Raw genomic sequence first — 15,793 nt, forward strand, 5'->3', positions numbered from 1 at the left:
CATGCCGGCACAGCCGAATGAAAGGACGCAGTGTATGTCAGATCCCTTTATCGGCGAAATTCGTCTGTTCGGTTTTCCCAGAGTACCCACCGGCTGGTTGGCTTGTGACGGCTCGTCGGTGTCGATCGCTCAATATCAGGTGCTCTTTGCCGTGATCGGCACCACCTACGGCGGCGATGGGCAGCAGACGTTCAAACTGCCTGACCTGCGCGGGCGCGTTCCGATCGGACAGGGGCAGGGGCCGAGCCTTCCAAACTACACGCTCGGACAGCCCGGTGGAGAGGATATGCACACGCTTCTCGAATCCGAGATGCCCTCGCACAGTCACGGCCTGACGTCCTCCACTGCCACAGCGACGATCGTAACGCCCGGACCTACCGTGCATCTGGCCACCGCATCGAGCGGCAATTTGTATGCGCCGGTGGCAAACGCGGCGCCATACGAAGCCATGGCGGCATGTGTGCTACCCGCCGGCCAAAGCGCGCCGCACAACAACATCATGCCGACCGTCGTTGCGAATTACTGCATCTGCTTTGAAGGCATCTTCCCTTCGGGGAGTTAGCACCGCTTCGTGCCGGATCCGGCATTGTTTGTCATGGGAGGCCTAAGTGTCAGATCCTTATGTCGGTGAAATTCAGGCGTTTCCGTTTCCGTTCGCGACCGGCGGCTTCAACAGCGCCTGGCTGCCGTGCTTTGGCCAACTCTTGCCCATCCAGCAATACACTCCATTGTTCGCGCTCATCGGCACGTTTTACGGTGGCAACGGCACGACGAATTTCGCGCTCCCCAATCTCTCGGGCAGCATCACCAACAGCCAGGGGAGTGGACCCGGCCTCCAGCCTCGCGTGCTCGGAGAGACGCTCGGCAGCGCAACCGTCGCGCTGACGTCGCAGACGATGCCGATGCACCGACATGGCCTCCAGTTGGGATCCAAAGCAGCGGCGAACGCCGCGCCCGGTCCCGGTACGGCCTCCAACATGGCGGCGATCGACCCGGCCTTCAACGGCTTCGTGGCGCCGCCCGCCAACACGACGCTAGCGCCCAACGCAATGGCCCTGACCGGCCAGTCGCTGGCCCACGACAACACCCAGCCGACCCAGGCGATCGTCTGGTGCATTGCCTATGCCGGCATCTTCCCGTCGTTCCCCTGAGAACGAAGGGGCTTATCTCGTTGAGCGCCGAGACGACGCTGATCCACCCGCGCGATCCCGCGACGCGTCTCAGGCCGGCCGCAGCCGCGGATGAAATCTTCGTCCGGAGGCTCTTCAAGGCCGTCCGGGCCGAGCAGTTCGCCTCGGCCAATCTGCCGGCCGAGCTTCTCGACAGGTTGCTGGAGCAGCAGCTTCGCGCCCAGAACGCAGGATATGCGGCTCGATTTCCGGACGCCGCATCACTGATCGTGGTCCATGACGAGATCCCGGTTGGACGCCTCATTGTTCGTGCCAGCCGGGACAGTTGGCGGGTCGTCGACATCGCGCTCCTGCCGGAGGCGCAGGGGCGAGGCATTGGTGCCGATCTCGTCGAGGCGATGGCCGGCGCGGCTGAGCAAGCCGGGGCAGGTGAGCTCAACCTGTCCGTGCGCACCGCTAACGCTGCCGCACGGCGCCTGTATGCCCGACTCGGCTTCACGGAAATCGGCGACGATGGTGCTTACGTCGCGATGAAGCGGCGGTTGACGGCGGGCGCCGTCAACCCGGCATGCTCTCCTTGAGAAATTTCACCAGCGCGGCGTTGACTTCCTCGGGTCGCTCCTGCTGCACCCAATGGCCGGCGCCGTCGATGATCAGCCTTCGCGTGAGATTGGGCAGCACGCGCTCCAGCTCGTTGACACGCTTTGAACCGATCAGGCCGGTGATGACGGCGTCCCGCGCGCCGGCGATGAAGAGGGAGGGCTGATGGATCTGCGCGTCCTGCCAGGGCGCGGTCAGCTCCCAATTGCGATCGATGTTGCGATACCAGTTCAGCCCGCCGCGGAAGCCGGACTTGCGGAAGGCTTCGGTGAAGTGAGCAAGATCGTTTTCGCTGAGCCACGCCGGAAGCGGCTCCTCGCCCGACGCATGGCCGAGAAAGCCCTTGCCCTCCTGCACGAACATGGCGGCGTCGGGGTCGGCAAGCCCGCGTCCTGCAAGCACGATGCGCATGGTGCGCGCGACGTCATGTTCGAACTCGGCCTCCGCGACCCCAGGCGTCTGGAAGTACTGCCAGTAAAAGTTGGTGATGCCGCCCTGCCGCAGCAGGTCGAGAGGCTTGCCGCGGCCGCGGAACGGCGGCGGCACGCTGAGGCCGGCCACCGCCGTGAAGATATCGGGACGAAAGAGAGCCGCATGCCAGGCAACCGGCGCGCCCCAATCGTGGCCGACCACCATCGCCTTGGTCTCGCCGAGCGCCTGGACCAGGCCGACCACGTCGCCGACCAGATCAAAGATCGAATAGGCGGTGAGGTCAGCGGGTGCCGCGCTCTGGCCGAAGCCGCGCATGTCAGGCGCCACGACATGATAGCCGGCGGCCGCCAGCGCCGGGATCTGGTGCCGCCAGGAATACGACAGTTCCGGCCAACCGTGGCACAGCACCACCAGCGGCCCCTGACCGGCCTCGCGAATGGAGAGGTCGATCCCATTGGCCTTGATCACGCGGGTGGTGGACATCGCTTTTCCGCCTTGTTCCAGGGGTTTGCTCGAAAAACATGAGGTGCCACGATAGGGATGCGACGAGAATCGTGCAATCTCCTTGGCAAGCGCCGGTCCTCGTGTTGTTCGCACCGGTTCCATTTGTTAGAACGCCGCTCTCAGGGCTTCACCATGGCATCTCGTCTCTTCTCGCTCCGCCAGACCGGGTTCACAGCCGGAGCGCTGGTGCGCGGCCTGATCGCGACGCTTCTCGCCGTGAGCCTCAGTTCGGGCGGGGTGCTCTATGCCGCCAACCAGAGCGTCCAGGGCGCCAAAAAGACCGAGGATGCAGGCTTTGACGGCGACGCTCCGACCGCGATCCTGATCGAGGCCTCCAGCGGCAGCGTGCTGTTCGAGAAGAATGCCGACGAGCTCCGCGCGCCCTCCAGCATGATGAAGCTTGTGACCGCGGAAGTCGTGTTCAACGCGATCAAGAAGGGCGACATCAAGCTGACCGACGAGTATCGGATCAGCGAGAACGCTTGGCGCAAGGGCGGCGCTCCCTCCGGCGGCTCGACCATGTTCGCGGCGATCAACAGCAAGGTCTCGGTCGATGACCTCTTGCATGGCGCAATCATCCAGAGCGGCAACGACGCCTGTATCGCGCTCGCTGAAGGCATCGCCGGCAACGAGCGGATCTTTGCGTCCGACTTCATGACCAAGCGCGCCCGTGAGCTGGGCATGACCAAGTCGACCTTTGGCAATTCCAACGGTTTGCCCGATCCCGGCAACAAGATGACGGTGCGCGAGCTCGGCATTCTCGCGCGCCATATCATCCTGGACTTCCCCGAATTCTACAAAATTTTCGGCGAGAAGGAGTTCACCTGGAACAAGATCCGCCAGCCCAACCGCAATCCGCTCCTCAACGCGCTCGAAGGCGCCGACGGACTGAAGACGGGCTACACCAAGGAGGGCGGCTACGGCATGGTCGGCTCGGCGGTGCAGAACGGCACGCGGCTGATCGTCGTCGTCAACGGGCTGGAAGATCCCGAGGACCGCGCCACAGAAGCCAAGAAGATGCTGGAATGGGGCTTTCGCAATTTCGAGACCCGCGCGCTGATCGCGGCCGATCAGCCCGTCGGCTACGCCAAGGTGTTCGGCGGTGAGAGCCGCTCGGTGAAGCTCGTTGCGAAAGAGCCCGTGAAGGTGATGGTGCACAAGAGCGGCGGCGACAAGCTGATCGCGCGCATCGTCTATCGCGGCCCGGTGCGCGCGCCGGTCCAGGCCGGCCAGCAGGTCGGCGTGGTCAGGGTCTGGCGCAGCGGCAACATCGCGGTCGAGACCCCGGTCTATGCGGCCGAGTCGATCGGCACCGGCTCGACCATGCGGCGTGCGATCGACGGCGCCAGCGAGCTCGTGATCGGCATGTTCCGCGCAGGCGCCGAGAAGCTCTGATCATGAGTGAGAGCAAGGGACAGCGGCCGTCTGGACGCGGACGTTTCATCACCTTTGAAGGCGGCGAGGGGGCCGGCAAGTCGACCCAAATCAGGAAGCTCGCCGATCGCCTCAATGCGGCGAGGCTCAGGACGCTCGTCACCCGCGAGCCCGGCGGCTCGCCGGGCGCCGAGATCATGCGGCATCTGGTGCTGTCGGGAATGGGCAAGCTGCTCGGGCCCGAGGCCGAGACGCTGCTGTTCGCGGCCGCCCGCGACGACCATGTTCGCACCGTGATCGAGCCGGCGCTGAAGCAGGGCGTCTGGGTGCTGTGCGACCGTTTTGCCGATTCGACCCGGGCCTATCAGGGCAGCCTTGGCAGAGTGCCGGCCGGACTGATCAACGCCATGCAGCGCGTGACGATCGGCGATCTCAAGCCCGATCTCACCATTATTCTCGACCTGCCGGTCGAGATCGGCCTGGCACGCGCGGCGGCGCGGCGCGGCAGCGGCACGCCCGACCGGTTCGAGGGCGAGAAGCTCGCTTTTCATCAGGGCCTGCGCGAAGCCTATCGCAAGATCGCCGCAGACGAACCCACACGCTGCGTGCTGATCGACGCCGATTCCGATCCCGACACGGTTGCGGGCCGCGTCTGGACGACGCTTCGCGACCGTTTCCTGCCGACGCCGGCCTCGGTGGTCTCGGCATGAGCCCGCGTCAGGCCGAGCGCGAGAGCGCCATTCCGCATCCGCGCGAGACGAGCCTTCTGTTCGGCCATCGCGAGGCCGAGGCAGCGCTGTTGACCGCCTATCGCAGCGGTCGCATTCCGCATGCCTGGCTGATCGGCGGGCCGCAAGGCATCGGCAAGGCGACGCTGGCATATCGCATGGCGCGCTTCGTGCTCGCTCACGGCCAGCCGCTGGCGCCGTCGGTGCAAAACGCTGAAGATCTGGCTGTCGATCCCGATGACGCCGTGGCGCGACAGGTGGCGGCGAGTTCGCATGGCGGTCTGCTGACGCTGGAGCGCACCGCCAATGACCGCGGCGTGATGCGCACCGTCATCACCGTGGACGAGACGCGCGAGACGATCACGTTCTTCGGCTCGACCGCGGCGGCCGAGGGTTGGCGCGTCTGCATCGTCGACACCGTCGACGAACTCAATCCCAATGCGGCCAACGCGCTGCTGAAAATCCTGGAGGAGCCGCCGCAGCGATCGCTGTTCCTGCTGGTGAGCCACGCGCCCGCGCGCGTGCTCGCCACGATACAGTCGCGTTGCCGGAAGCTGCGCCTGCGTCCGCTCACGGTCGATGAGGTGATCGGTGCGGCCGCCGCGGCCGCAGACCTCGCGCCGAGCGACCTGGCACTGCGCGAGGCCGCGGAAGCTTCGGAGGGCAGCGTTGCGCGCGCGCTGACGCTGCTCGGCGGCGACGCGCTGAAACTCCAGCAGCGCACGGCAGCGCTGCTGGCACGATTGCCGGAGGTCGATCCGCGCGAATTGCACACGCTCGGCGATTCGCTCGGCACCAGCGATCGCGTTGCGCTTGCGGCCTTCGTCGACGGCATCGATCGCTGGATCGCGGACCGTCTGCATGCCGACGAGGCCAACGCCAACCAAAACCTGCCGCGCCTTGCGCGCTTGAGCGAGGTATGGGAAAAGGTCGTCCGCGCCGCGCGCGACACCGAAACCTATAATCTGGAGCGAAAGCCCTTGGTTTTCTCGGTGTTCGGCTGGCTGGCGGACGCAACGCGCTAGAGCATGATCCGGAAAAGTGTGTAGCGGTTTTCCGAGAGGATCATGCTCAGAATAACAACCTAACGCAGGTTCGTTTCCAAATTTTGAGAAGCCGGTAAAGGAATTCGTCGTGGCAACACGAGCTAAGAAAGCCGCCAAGGGCAAGAGCAGCAAGAAGGCTGCAAAGAAGGCCGCCAAAAAGGCCGTAAAGGCACTGGCGCGCAAGGCTGCCAGGAAGGTCAAGAAGACCAAGAAGGCCAAGAAGGCCGTCGCCGGGAGGGGCGTGAAGAAGAGCGCTGCAAAAGCGGCAAAGAAGGCCAGCAAGAAGGCTGCGAAGAAGCAGGGCACTTCCAAGAAAGCGGCGAAAAAGCCGGCCAAGGCTTCCGCGAAGTATGTTGTCAAGAAGGCGAAGGTGGCTGAGCCGGCCGCGATCGCCGCGCCGGCTCCCGTCGCCGCGCCGCCGAAAGTCGTGAAGCCTAAAGTGTCAAAACCCAAGGCGCCGAAGCCGGGGGCCGCACCGAAAGCGGATGTGCCCGTTGTCGCCCCCGCGCGCGACAACGTCTTTTACATCTCGACCGCCATCGCCTATCCCAACGGCAGCCCGCATATCGGTCACGCCTATGAGGCGATATCGGCCGACGTGCTGGCGCGTTTCGCCCGGCTCGAGGGCAAAGACGTGTTCTTCCTGACCGGCACGGACGAGCATGGCCAGAAGATGGTTCAGACCGCGCAGAATGAGGGCCTGTCCCCGTCAGCACTCGCGACCCGCAATGCCAATCGCTTCAAGGAGATGGACCAGCGCCTGAACGTCTCGTTCGATCGCTTCATCCGCACCACCGAAGAGCAGCATCATCGCTCGAGCCAGGAGATCTGGCGGCGCATGGAGGCAAATGGCGACATCTACGCCGACACCTATTCAGGCTGGTACTCCGTGCGTGATGAGGCCTACTACGCCGAGGACGAGACACGCCTGAACGACGATGGCGTACGCCTTGGACCGCAGGGCACGCCGGTCGAATGGGTCGAAGAGAAGAGCTATTTCTTCCGCCTCTCGGCCTATCAGGACAAGTTGCTGAAGCTTTACGCGGACCATCCTGAATTTATCGGACCCGATGCGCGCCGCAACGAGGTGGTGAGTTTCGTCAAGGGCGGGCTGCGCGATCTCTCGATCTCGCGCACCACCTTCGACTGGGGCGTGAAAGTGCCCGGCAACGACGAGCATGTGATGTATGTCTGGGTCGACGCGTTGACCAACTACATTACCGGCGTCGGCTTCCCCGATGAAAGCGACAAGAACTGGCGCTACTGGCCGGCCGATGTGCACATCATCGGCAAGGATATCATCCGCTTCCACGCCGTGTACTGGCCCGCGTTCCTGATGTCGGCCGGCCTTGCGCTGCCGAAGCGGGTCTATGCCCACGGTTTCCTGTTCAACAGGGGCGAGAAGATGTCGAAGTCGGTCGGCAACGTCGTCGATCCCTTCAATCTCGCCGACCAGTATGGCGTCGACCAGATGCGCTATTTCTTCCTGCGCGAAGTTTCCTACGGCCAGGACGGCAACTACAATCACGAGGCCATCGTCGCGCGCATCAATGCCGATCTCGCCAACGATCTCGGCAACCTCGCGCAGCGTTCGCTGTCGATGATCGCAAAGCAGCTCGGCGGCGTGCTGCCGGAGCCCGGCGAGTTCAGCGACAACGACAAGGCAATCTTGGCGATGGCCGACGGCATGGTTGCTGCCAGCCGCGAAGCCATGGCGACGCAGCAGATCCACCAATGGCTCAATACCGTGTGGGCCGTGGTCGCGGAGGCCAACCGCTATTTCGCGGGGGAGGCGCCATGGGCGCTGGCCAAGACCGATCCTGCCAGGCAGAAGACGGTGCTCTACGTCACCGCCGAAGTCGTGCGCCAGATCGCGATCCTGGCCCAGCCGGCAATGCCGACAGCGTCCAGCTTGCTGCTGAACAGCCTCGGAATTCCCGAGGGCGAGCGCAATTTCGCGATGCTGGGGGGCGCCAAGCGCATCGCGCCCGGATCGACGCTACCAGCGCCGACGCCGGCGTTCCCGCGCTATATCGAGCCGGCGGCCTAGCCTTTAGGCCGTCTTCTGATGACGCGATCTAACGACCGGATCGTGCCATCACGATAGCATCAAACCGGTTGCGCGGCGTATCCAGTACCTGCGCAGCCCTTTGATGGCCGCAAACCGGTATCGAGATAGGCGCCGTTGCCCTACGGCGGCTCGCAGGCGCGAGGCGCGATTCGCGTCATTGATCCAGATCATTGCAAACGAAACGCAGGTCTCCGCTTCTGTTGCGACAGAGCGACAGGCAATGTGGTTTCGCGTTGGATGGGCAGTGCACACATCGCGGCGGTAACGCGATGCAGGCAGGTGCGGGGCTCGCTTCGTCGCTCCTGCGCTGTCACCATCGCAAAGAACTGTACCAAGGGAGGCGGTCAACTCGATGTCACGTCGTTCGGCCGGAAGTGGCCTGCAGAGCCGCAAGGTAGGTGGGACTTGAGTCATCCGGATATCGGGGACGTTGGCGGGATTTCCGGAAAGCTCAGCGCCTCGTTCTGGGGCAGACTACAACAGTGGTTGCGCGACCTCGGCCTCGGTCCGGGTAGAGCCAAGACAGCAGCCGATTTGCACGCGAGCGAAGTGAGATTCAGGGGCGTCCTCGCGGCGAGCCCGGACGCCGTCCTCATGGTCAACAACGCCGGCGTGATCGAGTTCGCCAGCGATCGGGTCTCGGACATCTTTGGCTACGCGCCTGAAGAGCTGGTGGGGAAGCCTGTCGAGATCCTGGTGCCAGAGCGATTGCGCCGCGCCCATTTCAGCCATCTGGGCGCCTATTTCGCGCACCCCAAGACGCGAATGATGGGCGGCGGGCTGCTGCTGTGCGGACGGCGAAAAGACTCGACGGAATTCCCGGCCGAGATCAGCCTCAGCCCAATTGTCTTGGCCGATCGATCCGCGGCGATCGCCGCGGTGAGAGACGTTTCGTCCCGCAGGGCTCTTGAGGCTCTCCAGCAAAAGGCAGCGGAAGCCTTGCGCGAGAGCGAGGAGCGGCTGAGATATTTCATCAAATACGCTCCCGCTGCGATTGCAATCCTTGACAAGGAGCTGCGCTATCTCATCTGCAGCGACCGGTGGCTCTCCGATTATGGTCTCGTCGGGAGGGACCTGACCGGGCTGTCGCATTATGAGGTCTTCCCCGAGATCCCGGAGCGTTGGCGCGCTATTCATCGACGCTCGCTTGCAGGCGAGACGCTTCATGCCGAGGAGGATTCCTTCACGAGAGCCGACGGACGCGTGCAATGGCTGCGCTGGGAGGTGCGCCCCTGGTTTGACACTCACGGCAATATTGGTGGTGTCGCCTTCCTGACGGTCGACATCACGGATCGCAAGCGGATGGAAGCGCAGTTGCTGCAGGCGCAGAAAATGCAAGCGGTCGGCCAGTTGACAGGCGGCGTCGCCCACGACTTCAACAATCTGCTGACGGTCATTCTCGGCAATGCAGAGGTCCTGCTCGACGAGATGAACAGCCACGATGCGCATCGCAAACTCGTGGAACCGATTGTTGCGGCCGCCGAGCGCGGCGCAGGTCTGACACAGCTGATGCTTGCCTTTGCCCGTCGTCAGGCGCTCGAGCCGAGCACCTTTGATCTGAACGAGGTCGTCACGCGCATGAACGCGCTGTTACGGCGCACCATCGGCGAGAATGTCGAAGTCGACCTTCGGCTGACAAAGGGGTTATGGAAGGTGATTGCCGACATTCGTCAAATGGAGACGGCGATCCTCAACATCGTATTCAACGCGCGCGATGCGATGCCGCAGGGAGGCAAGCTGACAATCGAGACCAGCAACGTCGAACTGTCGGACGACTATGCCACGCACAGCGTGGAGGTCAGTCCGGGTCAGTATGTCTTGATCGCGCTGTCCGATACGGGGATCGGCATGGCGCCGGACATACTGGACCGCATTTTCGAGCCGTTTTTCACGACAAAGCCGGTCGGCAAGGGAACGGGCTTGGGGCTGAGCATGGTGCACGGCTTCGTCAAGCAGACGGGCGGGCACATCCAGATTTACAGCGAGATCGGACACGGCACCTGCGTGAAGATCTTTCTGCCGCGCGCCAAAACCGATGCGACCACGGCCGTTCAATCGGCGCGGGCTCCGACCAGCCTTGCGACGGGCACCGAATCGATTCTTGTCGTCGAAGACGATCCTCATGTGCGGATGTTCGCGGTCCAGCAATTGCGCCGCCTGGGTTACAGAGTGACCGAGGCCAGCGATGGACCTTCCGCGCTGCAGGAGATATCGCGTTCCGGTGCTCCCGATCTTTTGTTCACGGACGTGGTCATGCCTGGCGGCATGACCGGAAAGCAGCTCGCTGAGCGGGTGGGGCAGATGGCGCCGGGCATCAAGATCTTGTTCACGTCGGGCTATACCGAGAACACGATCGTCCATCATGGCCGGCTCGATCCCGGGGTGCATCTGCTGCAAAAGCCCTACAGGAGCGACAAGCTCGCGCACAAGGTGCGCGAAGTTTTGGACCTCTGACCGCGCAGCGACGCCTGATCTCTGTCCTGAGTTGGACGTGTTCCGGAACCGGCCGAATGAGGGTTTTCGGTCCCGTTGACGTCCCTGCAGGCTTCCCCTACCTGTGAAAGGGCTGGTCCTGGCCTCGGGCCTCTTCTTGGAAAGCGATATTCGGAAATGCTGGTCGATAGTCACTGCCATCTGGATTTTCCGGACTTTACGGAGGATCTCGACGGGATCGTGTCGCGTGCCCGTGCGGCCGGCATCGGGCGCATGGTCACGATCTCGACGCGGGTGCGGAAGCTCGATCAGCTCCTCGCCATCGCCGGGCGTTACGACGACGTCTATTGCTCGGTCGGCACTCATCCGCACAACGCGGATGAGGAGGACGGCATTTCGCCGGATGAGCTGATCGCGCTGACGCAGCATCCAAAGGTTGTCGCGCTCGGCGAAGCCGGGCTCGACTATTTCTATGACGATGGCTCGCCGGAGGCCCAGGCGCGGGGCTTTCGCGCCCATATCGCGGCGGCTCGCGCCACCGGCCTGCCGCTGGTGATCCACACCCGCGAAGCGGATGAGGACTGCGCCCGCATCCTGGAGGAGGAAACCGCCAAAGGATCGTTTCGCGCCGTGCTGCATTGTTACACCGGCGGGCGCGAGCTGGCGCTGAAGGCGGTGTCGCTCGGGCTGTACATCGGCTTCACGGGCATCCTGACCTTCAAGAAGTCGGATGTCTTGCGCGCGCTGGCGGCGGAGTTGCCGTCTGACCGTATTCTGGTTGAAACAGACTCGCCCTACCTTGCGCCGGGCAAGTTCAGGGGCAAGCGCAACGAGCCGGCCTATGTGGTCGAGGTCGCCAAGGTGCTTGCCGAGACGCGCGGCGTGTCGCTCGAGGAGATCTCACGCCAGACCAGCGAAAACTTCTTCCGCCTGTTCTCCAAGGTGAAAGCTTGAGGTTCTGAGCCTGATGACGCTGACGCTGACGATCCTGGGGTGCGGCTCCTCCGCCGGCGTGCCGCGCCCGGCACTCGGCTGGGGCGCCTGCGACCCCGCGAATCCGAAGAACCGCCGTCGCCGCTGCTCGCTGCTGGTCGAGCAGACGTCACACCACGGCACCACGCGCATCGTGATCGACACCTCGCCTGATTTGCGCGAGCAATTGATCTCGACGGATGTAGACCATATCGATGCGGTGTTTTTGACGCATGAGCATGCCGACCAGACGCACGGCATGGACGATCTGCGCTCGGTCGTGATCCACATGCGCAAGCGCATTCCGGTCTACTTCAACCAGTCGACCGCCAAGGACATCATGGCGCGGTTCTCCTATTGCTTCATCTCGCCCGAGGGAAGTGACTATCCGCCGATCCTCAACCGGCACTCAATTGAGGCGGGCGAAAGCCAGACCATTCTGGGGAAGGGCGGCGCGGTGACGATGACCGCCTTCCTGGTCCAGCACGGCAACATCCCCGCGCTCGGCTATCGCATCGGCAACGCCGCCTACACGCCCGACCTCAATGATATCCCGCGCGAGAGCTGGGGCGCTCTGGAAAACCTCGACCTCTGGATCGTCGACGGCCTGCGCTACACCGGCCATCCCAGCCATTTCAGCATCAACGACGCGCTGTCCTGGATCGAGCGCTTCAAGCCGAAGCGGGCCGTCATCACCAACATGACGGCCGACGTCGATTACGAGGTGATCAGGCAGACGCTGCCCGCGGGCGTGGTGCCGGCCTATGATGGCTTGCGGCTGGAGACGCATTAGAGCATGATCCGGAAAAGTGCGAAGCGGTTTTCCGAAAAGATCATGCTCAAACAATAGCCTAAAGCGCGATGACGATTCATCCTAATCTCATCGCGCTTTAGAGCGTCTTCGAGCGACGTCCGATCTTGTCCCGGAGTTATCCCGCCGAGATCGCCTTGGCGGAGCCGACCTCGTTGCGCAGCAGGAATTTCTGGATCTTGCCGGTCGACGTCTTCGGGATCGGCCCGAACACGACCGCCTTCGGCGTCTTGAAGCCGCTCATATGCGCGCGGCAGAAGGCGATGATGTCGGCCTCGCTCGCGCTGGCGCCTTCCTTGAGCTCGACGAAGGCGCAGGGCACTTCGCCCCATTTCGGATCGGGCTTGGCGACCACGGCCGCGAACAGCACGGCCGGGTGCTTGTAGAGGATGTCCTCGACCTCCACTGACGAAACGTTCTCGCCGCCGGAGATGATGATGTCCTTGGAACGGTCCTTGATGGTGACGTAACCGTGCTCGTCGAGTACGCCGAGATCGCCGGTGTGAAACCAGCCGCCCTCGAATGCTTCCCTGGTTGCCTTCTCGTTCTTCAGGTAGCCCTTCATCACGATATTGCCGCGGAACATGACCTCGCCGATCGTCTCGCCATCGCGTGGCACTTTCTGCATGGTCTGCGGATTGATGACGGTGACGCTTTCCTGAAGCGGGTAGGGCACGCCCTGCCGCCGCTTCATGCGCGCGCGCTCGGCGGCGGGAAGCTCGTCCCAGCCGGGCTGCTCGGCGCAGACGGAGGCGGGGCCGTAGACTTCCGTCAGACCGTAGACATGTGTGAGTTTGATGCCGATGTTTTCCGCACCCTCCAGCACCGCGACCGGAGGCGCGGCGCCCGCAATCAATCCGACGACGCGGCGCGCGGCGTTGCCCTTCGGAGCATCGGGCGCGTTGATCAGGACATTATAGACAATCGGAGCGCCGCACATATGCGTGACGCCGTGCTGCCTGATCAGCTCGAAGATCTTGGTTGGCTCGACCTTGCGCAGGCAGACATTGATGCCGGCGGCCGCCGCGACGGTCCAGGGGAAGCACCAGCCGTTGCAGTGGAACATCGGCAGGGTCCAGAGATAGACCGGATGCTGGCCGAGATTGCCGGCGAGGATGTTGCTGACTGCGTTGAGGTAGGCGCCGCGATGATGGGTGACGACGCCCTTGGGATTGCCCGTCGTGCCCGAGGTATAGCTCAGCGCGATGGCGTCCCATTCGTCGTTCGGTGTAATGGCGATGAAATTCGGATCGCCTTGCGCGAGGGCCGCTTCATACTCGATCTCGCCGATCCGCTTGCCGTCCTTGAAGGCAGCGTCGTCGACGTCGATCACGAAGGGCCTTGGTCCGGTCATCTGCGCCAGCGCGTCGGTGATCACGCCGGAGAATTCGGGATCGACCAGGATGATCCTGGCGCCGCCATGGTCGAGCTGGAACGCGATCGAGGGCGCATCGAGGCGGATGTTGAGTGCGTTGAGCACGGCGCCGGTCATGGGGACGGCAAAGTGCGCCTCGTTCATCGCCGGGATGTTCGGCAGCATCGCCGCAACGGTGTCGCCGACGCCGATGCCCTTGCCGGCGAGATACGATGCAAAGCGCCTGCAGCGCTCATGCGTCTCGCGCCATGTGAAGCTGCGGCCTTCATAGACCGTGCTGACGTGATCCGGATAGACCGCGGCGCTGCGGGCCAGGAAGCTCAACGGCGACAGCGGCACGTAGTTGGCGCGGGTCTTGTCGAGGCCGATATTGTACTGGTTCTGCCGCTCGCTCATCGACACTCTCCTTGACAGGTCGCCTTACAGGAATCCGATCGAGATCCAGGGAAAGACCGCGACGACGATCAGTCCCACCAGCAGTGCCAGCAGATAGCCCCAGATCGGCTTGATGCCCTCGGCCGGATCGACGCGTCCGATGGCACAGGCCGCATAATAGCCGACGCCGAAGGGCGGGGCGAATAACCCGATACCCATCGCCAGAATGATCACCATGGCGTAGTGCACCTCGTGCACGCCGACGGCGCGGGCGATCGGAAAAAGCAGCGGCCCGAACAGCACGATCGCAGGGATCCCCTCCAGCACGCTGCCGAGGATGGTGAAGGCCAGGATGGAGACGGCGATGAAAGCCGCAGCCCCGCCCGGCAATCCGGTCATGGCGGATGCCAGCGAACGCGAGAAGCCGGATTGGGTCAGGCCCCAGGCCATGCCTGTGGCCGTGCCGATGATGAGCAGGATCGCCCCCGATAGCGCCGCCGTCTCGACCAGCATCGGAAACAGCCGCCGCCAGTCGAAGCGGCGGTAGACGAGCAGGCCGACCAGGGCGCCATAGACGATGCCGATGGTGGAGACCTCGGTCGCCGTCGCAATGCCCTCGACCACGGCGTAGCGGATCACGAAGGGCAGCGCGAGTGCGGGCAGGGCGACGACGAAGGTCTCGCCGATTTCGGATGCCGTGGCGCGGCGGACGTGACTCATGTCCTCGTGGCGGTAGCGCCACCACACCAGCATGCAGAGCGTGACCGCGAGCACGACGCCGGGCAGGAGGCCGCCGGTGAACAGCGCCGCAATCGAGACGCCGGTGACCGAGCCGATGGTGATCAGCACGAGGCTGGGGGGAATGGTCTCGGTCTGTGCGCCCGTCGCCGCGAGCAGTGCGACCAGATCGCCGGGCCTAGCGCCGCGCTGCTTCATCTCCGGGAACAGCACGGGCGCGACCGCGGCCATGTCGGCGGCCTTGGCGCCTGATATGCCCGAGACCAGGTACATGGCGCCGACCAGCACGTAATGCAGGCCGCCTCTGACATGGCCGAGCAGGCTCGCCAGGAAGGCCACCATGGCCCGCGCCATGCCGGTCATCTCGATCAAGAGCCCCAAGAACACGAACAGCGGCACCGACAGCAGGATCAGGTGGCTCATGCCCTCGTCCATCCGCCCGACCAGCACCATCACGGGCGTGCGCGTGGTCAGTGCCAGGTAGCCGAAGATGGCGAGTCCAAAGCCGAACGCAATGGGAACACCGGCAAAGACGCAGAAGCCGGCAACGCCGACGAAGAAGATGACGAGGTTGAGATTGCCGAGTGGCCGCAAATAAGGCTGCGCCAGCCAGAACAGGCCCACGACGACGGCAACCGAAACGACGGCCGCCAGCACCATGCGCAGATCGGCTGCCCGCAGCAGCCGCAGCAACGCGAACACCGCCATCAGGCAGACGCCTGATGGCAGCGCCGCGGCGCGCCACATGTTCGAGATCTGCAGCGCCGGCGTCGTGATGAAGCTTTCCTCGTAGGCGTAGTCCCAGGACGGCCACACGATCAGCGCCAGGAACGCCAGCGCCGCAGCGGTCGCGACCAGGTCGAGATAGGCCCGCATCGCCCGTCCGGCGCTCGCGACCACGGCGGTCATGCGCATGTGCTCGGAGCGGCGGAACGCCACCGCCGCGCCCAGCATGGCGAGCCACAGGAACAGGATCGAGGCGAGTTCGTCCGACCAGATCAGCGGCCGGTGCAGGCCGTAGCGCGCGACCACGCCGGCGAACAGGATCACGATCTCGGCGACCACCAGAATGGCCGCCGGGATTTCGACCAGGAGGCCGAGGAGGCGCTCCGCCGAGGCCAGCAAGGAAGGTCGGCGAGGGGACTGAACAGCCACCTCGCCCGCCACTTCGATCACCTCGACCTCGATATGAGCCATGACGGCC

The 15,793-nt window shown here is 64.0% G+C and carries 13 protein-coding genes; 10 read left to right on the top strand and 3 right to left on the bottom strand.

The window, feature by feature from the left end:
• Positions 1-34: 34 nt before the first annotated feature.
• The 3 genes from G8O24_RS28695 to G8O24_RS28705 are packed head-to-tail and all read left to right on the top strand — an operon-like array spanning position 35 to position 1,711.
• Positions 35-562 carry a phage tail protein gene (locus G8O24_RS28695; protein WP_188105237.1) on the top strand — a complete coding sequence of 176 codons (528 nt, stop codon included), beginning with the start codon at positions 35-37 and terminating at the stop codon, positions 560-562.
• A gap of 46 nt (positions 563-608) precedes the next feature.
• Positions 609-1,151 carry a phage tail protein gene (locus tag G8O24_RS28700; RefSeq protein WP_188105239.1) on the top strand — a complete coding sequence of 181 codons (543 nt, stop codon included), beginning with the start codon at positions 609-611 and terminating at the stop codon, positions 1,149-1,151.
• Between the two features lie 20 nt (positions 1,152-1,171).
• Complete coding sequence (locus G8O24_RS28705) at positions 1,172-1,711, top strand: GNAT family N-acetyltransferase (protein WP_244646037.1); 540 nt, start codon at positions 1,172-1,174, stop codon at positions 1,709-1,711.
• Here G8O24_RS28705 and G8O24_RS28710 read toward each other — a convergent pair.
• The gene (locus G8O24_RS28710) at positions 1,689-2,645 is read right to left on the bottom strand and encodes an alpha/beta fold hydrolase (protein WP_188105241.1); all 957 of its coding nucleotides are present in this window, start codon (positions 2,643-2,645) and stop codon (positions 1,689-1,691) included. The genes G8O24_RS28705 and G8O24_RS28710 overlap by 23 nt on opposite strands.
• Before the next feature lie 153 nt (positions 2,646-2,798).
• On the opposite strand from G8O24_RS28710, the gene G8O24_RS28715 reads away from it, so the two are divergent.
• From G8O24_RS28715 to G8O24_RS28745, 7 genes are all read left to right on the top strand, one after another.
• Entirely contained in the window at positions 2,799-4,061 is a 1,263-nt protein-coding gene (locus G8O24_RS28715) for a D-alanyl-D-alanine carboxypeptidase family protein (protein ID WP_188105243.1), read from the top strand.
• A gap of 2 nt (positions 4,062-4,063) precedes the next feature.
• Positions 4,064-4,750, top strand: a complete 687-nt coding sequence (gene tmk, locus G8O24_RS28720; protein WP_188105244.1) for a dTMP kinase — start codon at positions 4,064-4,066, stop codon at positions 4,748-4,750.
• Complete coding sequence (locus tag G8O24_RS28725) at positions 4,747-5,793, top strand: DNA polymerase III subunit delta' (RefSeq protein WP_188105246.1); 1,047 nt, start codon at positions 4,747-4,749, stop codon at positions 5,791-5,793. Before tmk ends, G8O24_RS28725 begins: the two co-directional genes overlap by 4 nt.
• Positions 5,794-5,902: 109 nt before the next feature.
• Positions 5,903-7,864 carry a methionine--tRNA ligase gene (gene metG / locus G8O24_RS28730; protein WP_188105248.1) on the top strand — a complete coding sequence of 654 codons (1,962 nt, stop codon included), beginning with the start codon at positions 5,903-5,905 and terminating at the stop codon, positions 7,862-7,864.
• 258 nt (positions 7,865-8,122) lie between these two features.
• Positions 8,123-10,339 carry a hybrid sensor histidine kinase/response regulator gene (locus G8O24_RS28735; RefSeq protein ID WP_188105250.1) on the top strand — a complete coding sequence of 739 codons (2,217 nt, stop codon included), beginning with the start codon at positions 8,123-8,125 and terminating at the stop codon, positions 10,337-10,339.
• Between the two features lie 156 nt (positions 10,340-10,495).
• Entirely contained in the window at positions 10,496-11,272 is a 777-nt protein-coding gene (locus tag G8O24_RS28740; RefSeq protein WP_188105252.1) for a TatD family hydrolase, read from the top strand.
• 13 nt (positions 11,273-11,285) lie between these two features.
• Positions 11,286-12,083 (top strand): MBL fold metallo-hydrolase, encoded by a 798-nt coding sequence (locus tag G8O24_RS28745; RefSeq protein WP_188105253.1) that lies wholly within the window; start codon positions 11,286-11,288, stop codon positions 12,081-12,083.
• Between the two features lie 136 nt (positions 12,084-12,219).
• Here the strand turns inward: G8O24_RS28745 and G8O24_RS28750 are convergent, their stop codons facing one another.
• Both G8O24_RS28750 and G8O24_RS28755 read right to left on the bottom strand, forming a co-directional pair.
• On the bottom strand, positions 12,220-13,872 hold the full coding sequence (locus G8O24_RS28750; protein ID WP_188105255.1) for an acyl-CoA synthetase: 1,653 nt from the start codon (positions 13,870-13,872) through the stop codon (positions 12,220-12,222).
• 24 nt (positions 13,873-13,896) lie between these two features.
• A complete protein-coding gene (locus tag G8O24_RS28755) occupies positions 13,897-15,786 on the bottom strand; it encodes a TRAP transporter large permease (RefSeq protein WP_188105257.1) in 1,890 nt (629 codons plus the stop codon).
• Between the last annotated feature and the right edge of the window lie 7 nt (positions 15,787-15,793).

Source organism: Bradyrhizobium campsiandrae, assembly GCF_014529705.1.
Classification (GTDB): Bacteria; Pseudomonadota; Alphaproteobacteria; order Rhizobiales; family Xanthobacteraceae; genus Bradyrhizobium; species Bradyrhizobium campsiandrae.

Coding starts and splice junctions, on each gene's coding strand:
- G8O24_RS28735 (WP_188105250.1), top strand. CDS start 8,123: ATGGGCAGTGCACACATCGCGGCGGTAACGCGATGCAGGCAGGTGCGG.
- G8O24_RS28725 (WP_188105246.1), top strand. CDS start 4,747: ATGAGCCCGCGTCAGGCCGAGCGCGAGAGCGCCATTCCGCATCCGCGC.
- G8O24_RS28740 (WP_188105252.1), top strand. CDS start 10,496: ATGCTGGTCGATAGTCACTGCCATCTGGATTTTCCGGACTTTACGGAG.
- G8O24_RS28695 (WP_188105237.1), top strand. CDS start 35: ATGTCAGATCCCTTTATCGGCGAAATTCGTCTGTTCGGTTTTCCCAGA.
- tmk (WP_188105244.1), top strand. CDS start 4,064: ATGAGTGAGAGCAAGGGACAGCGGCCGTCTGGACGCGGACGTTTCATC.
- G8O24_RS28750 (WP_188105255.1), bottom strand. CDS start 13,872: ATGAGCGAGCGGCAGAACCAGTACAATATCGGCCTCGACAAGACCCGC.
- G8O24_RS28755 (WP_188105257.1), bottom strand. CDS start 15,786: ATGGCTCATATCGAGGTCGAGGTGATCGAAGTGGCGGGCGAGGTGGCT.
- G8O24_RS28745 (WP_188105253.1), top strand. CDS start 11,286: ATGACGCTGACGCTGACGATCCTGGGGTGCGGCTCCTCCGCCGGCGTG.
- G8O24_RS28715 (WP_188105243.1), top strand. CDS start 2,799: ATGGCATCTCGTCTCTTCTCGCTCCGCCAGACCGGGTTCACAGCCGGA.
- G8O24_RS28710 (WP_188105241.1), bottom strand. CDS start 2,645: ATGTCCACCACCCGCGTGATCAAGGCCAATGGGATCGACCTCTCCATT.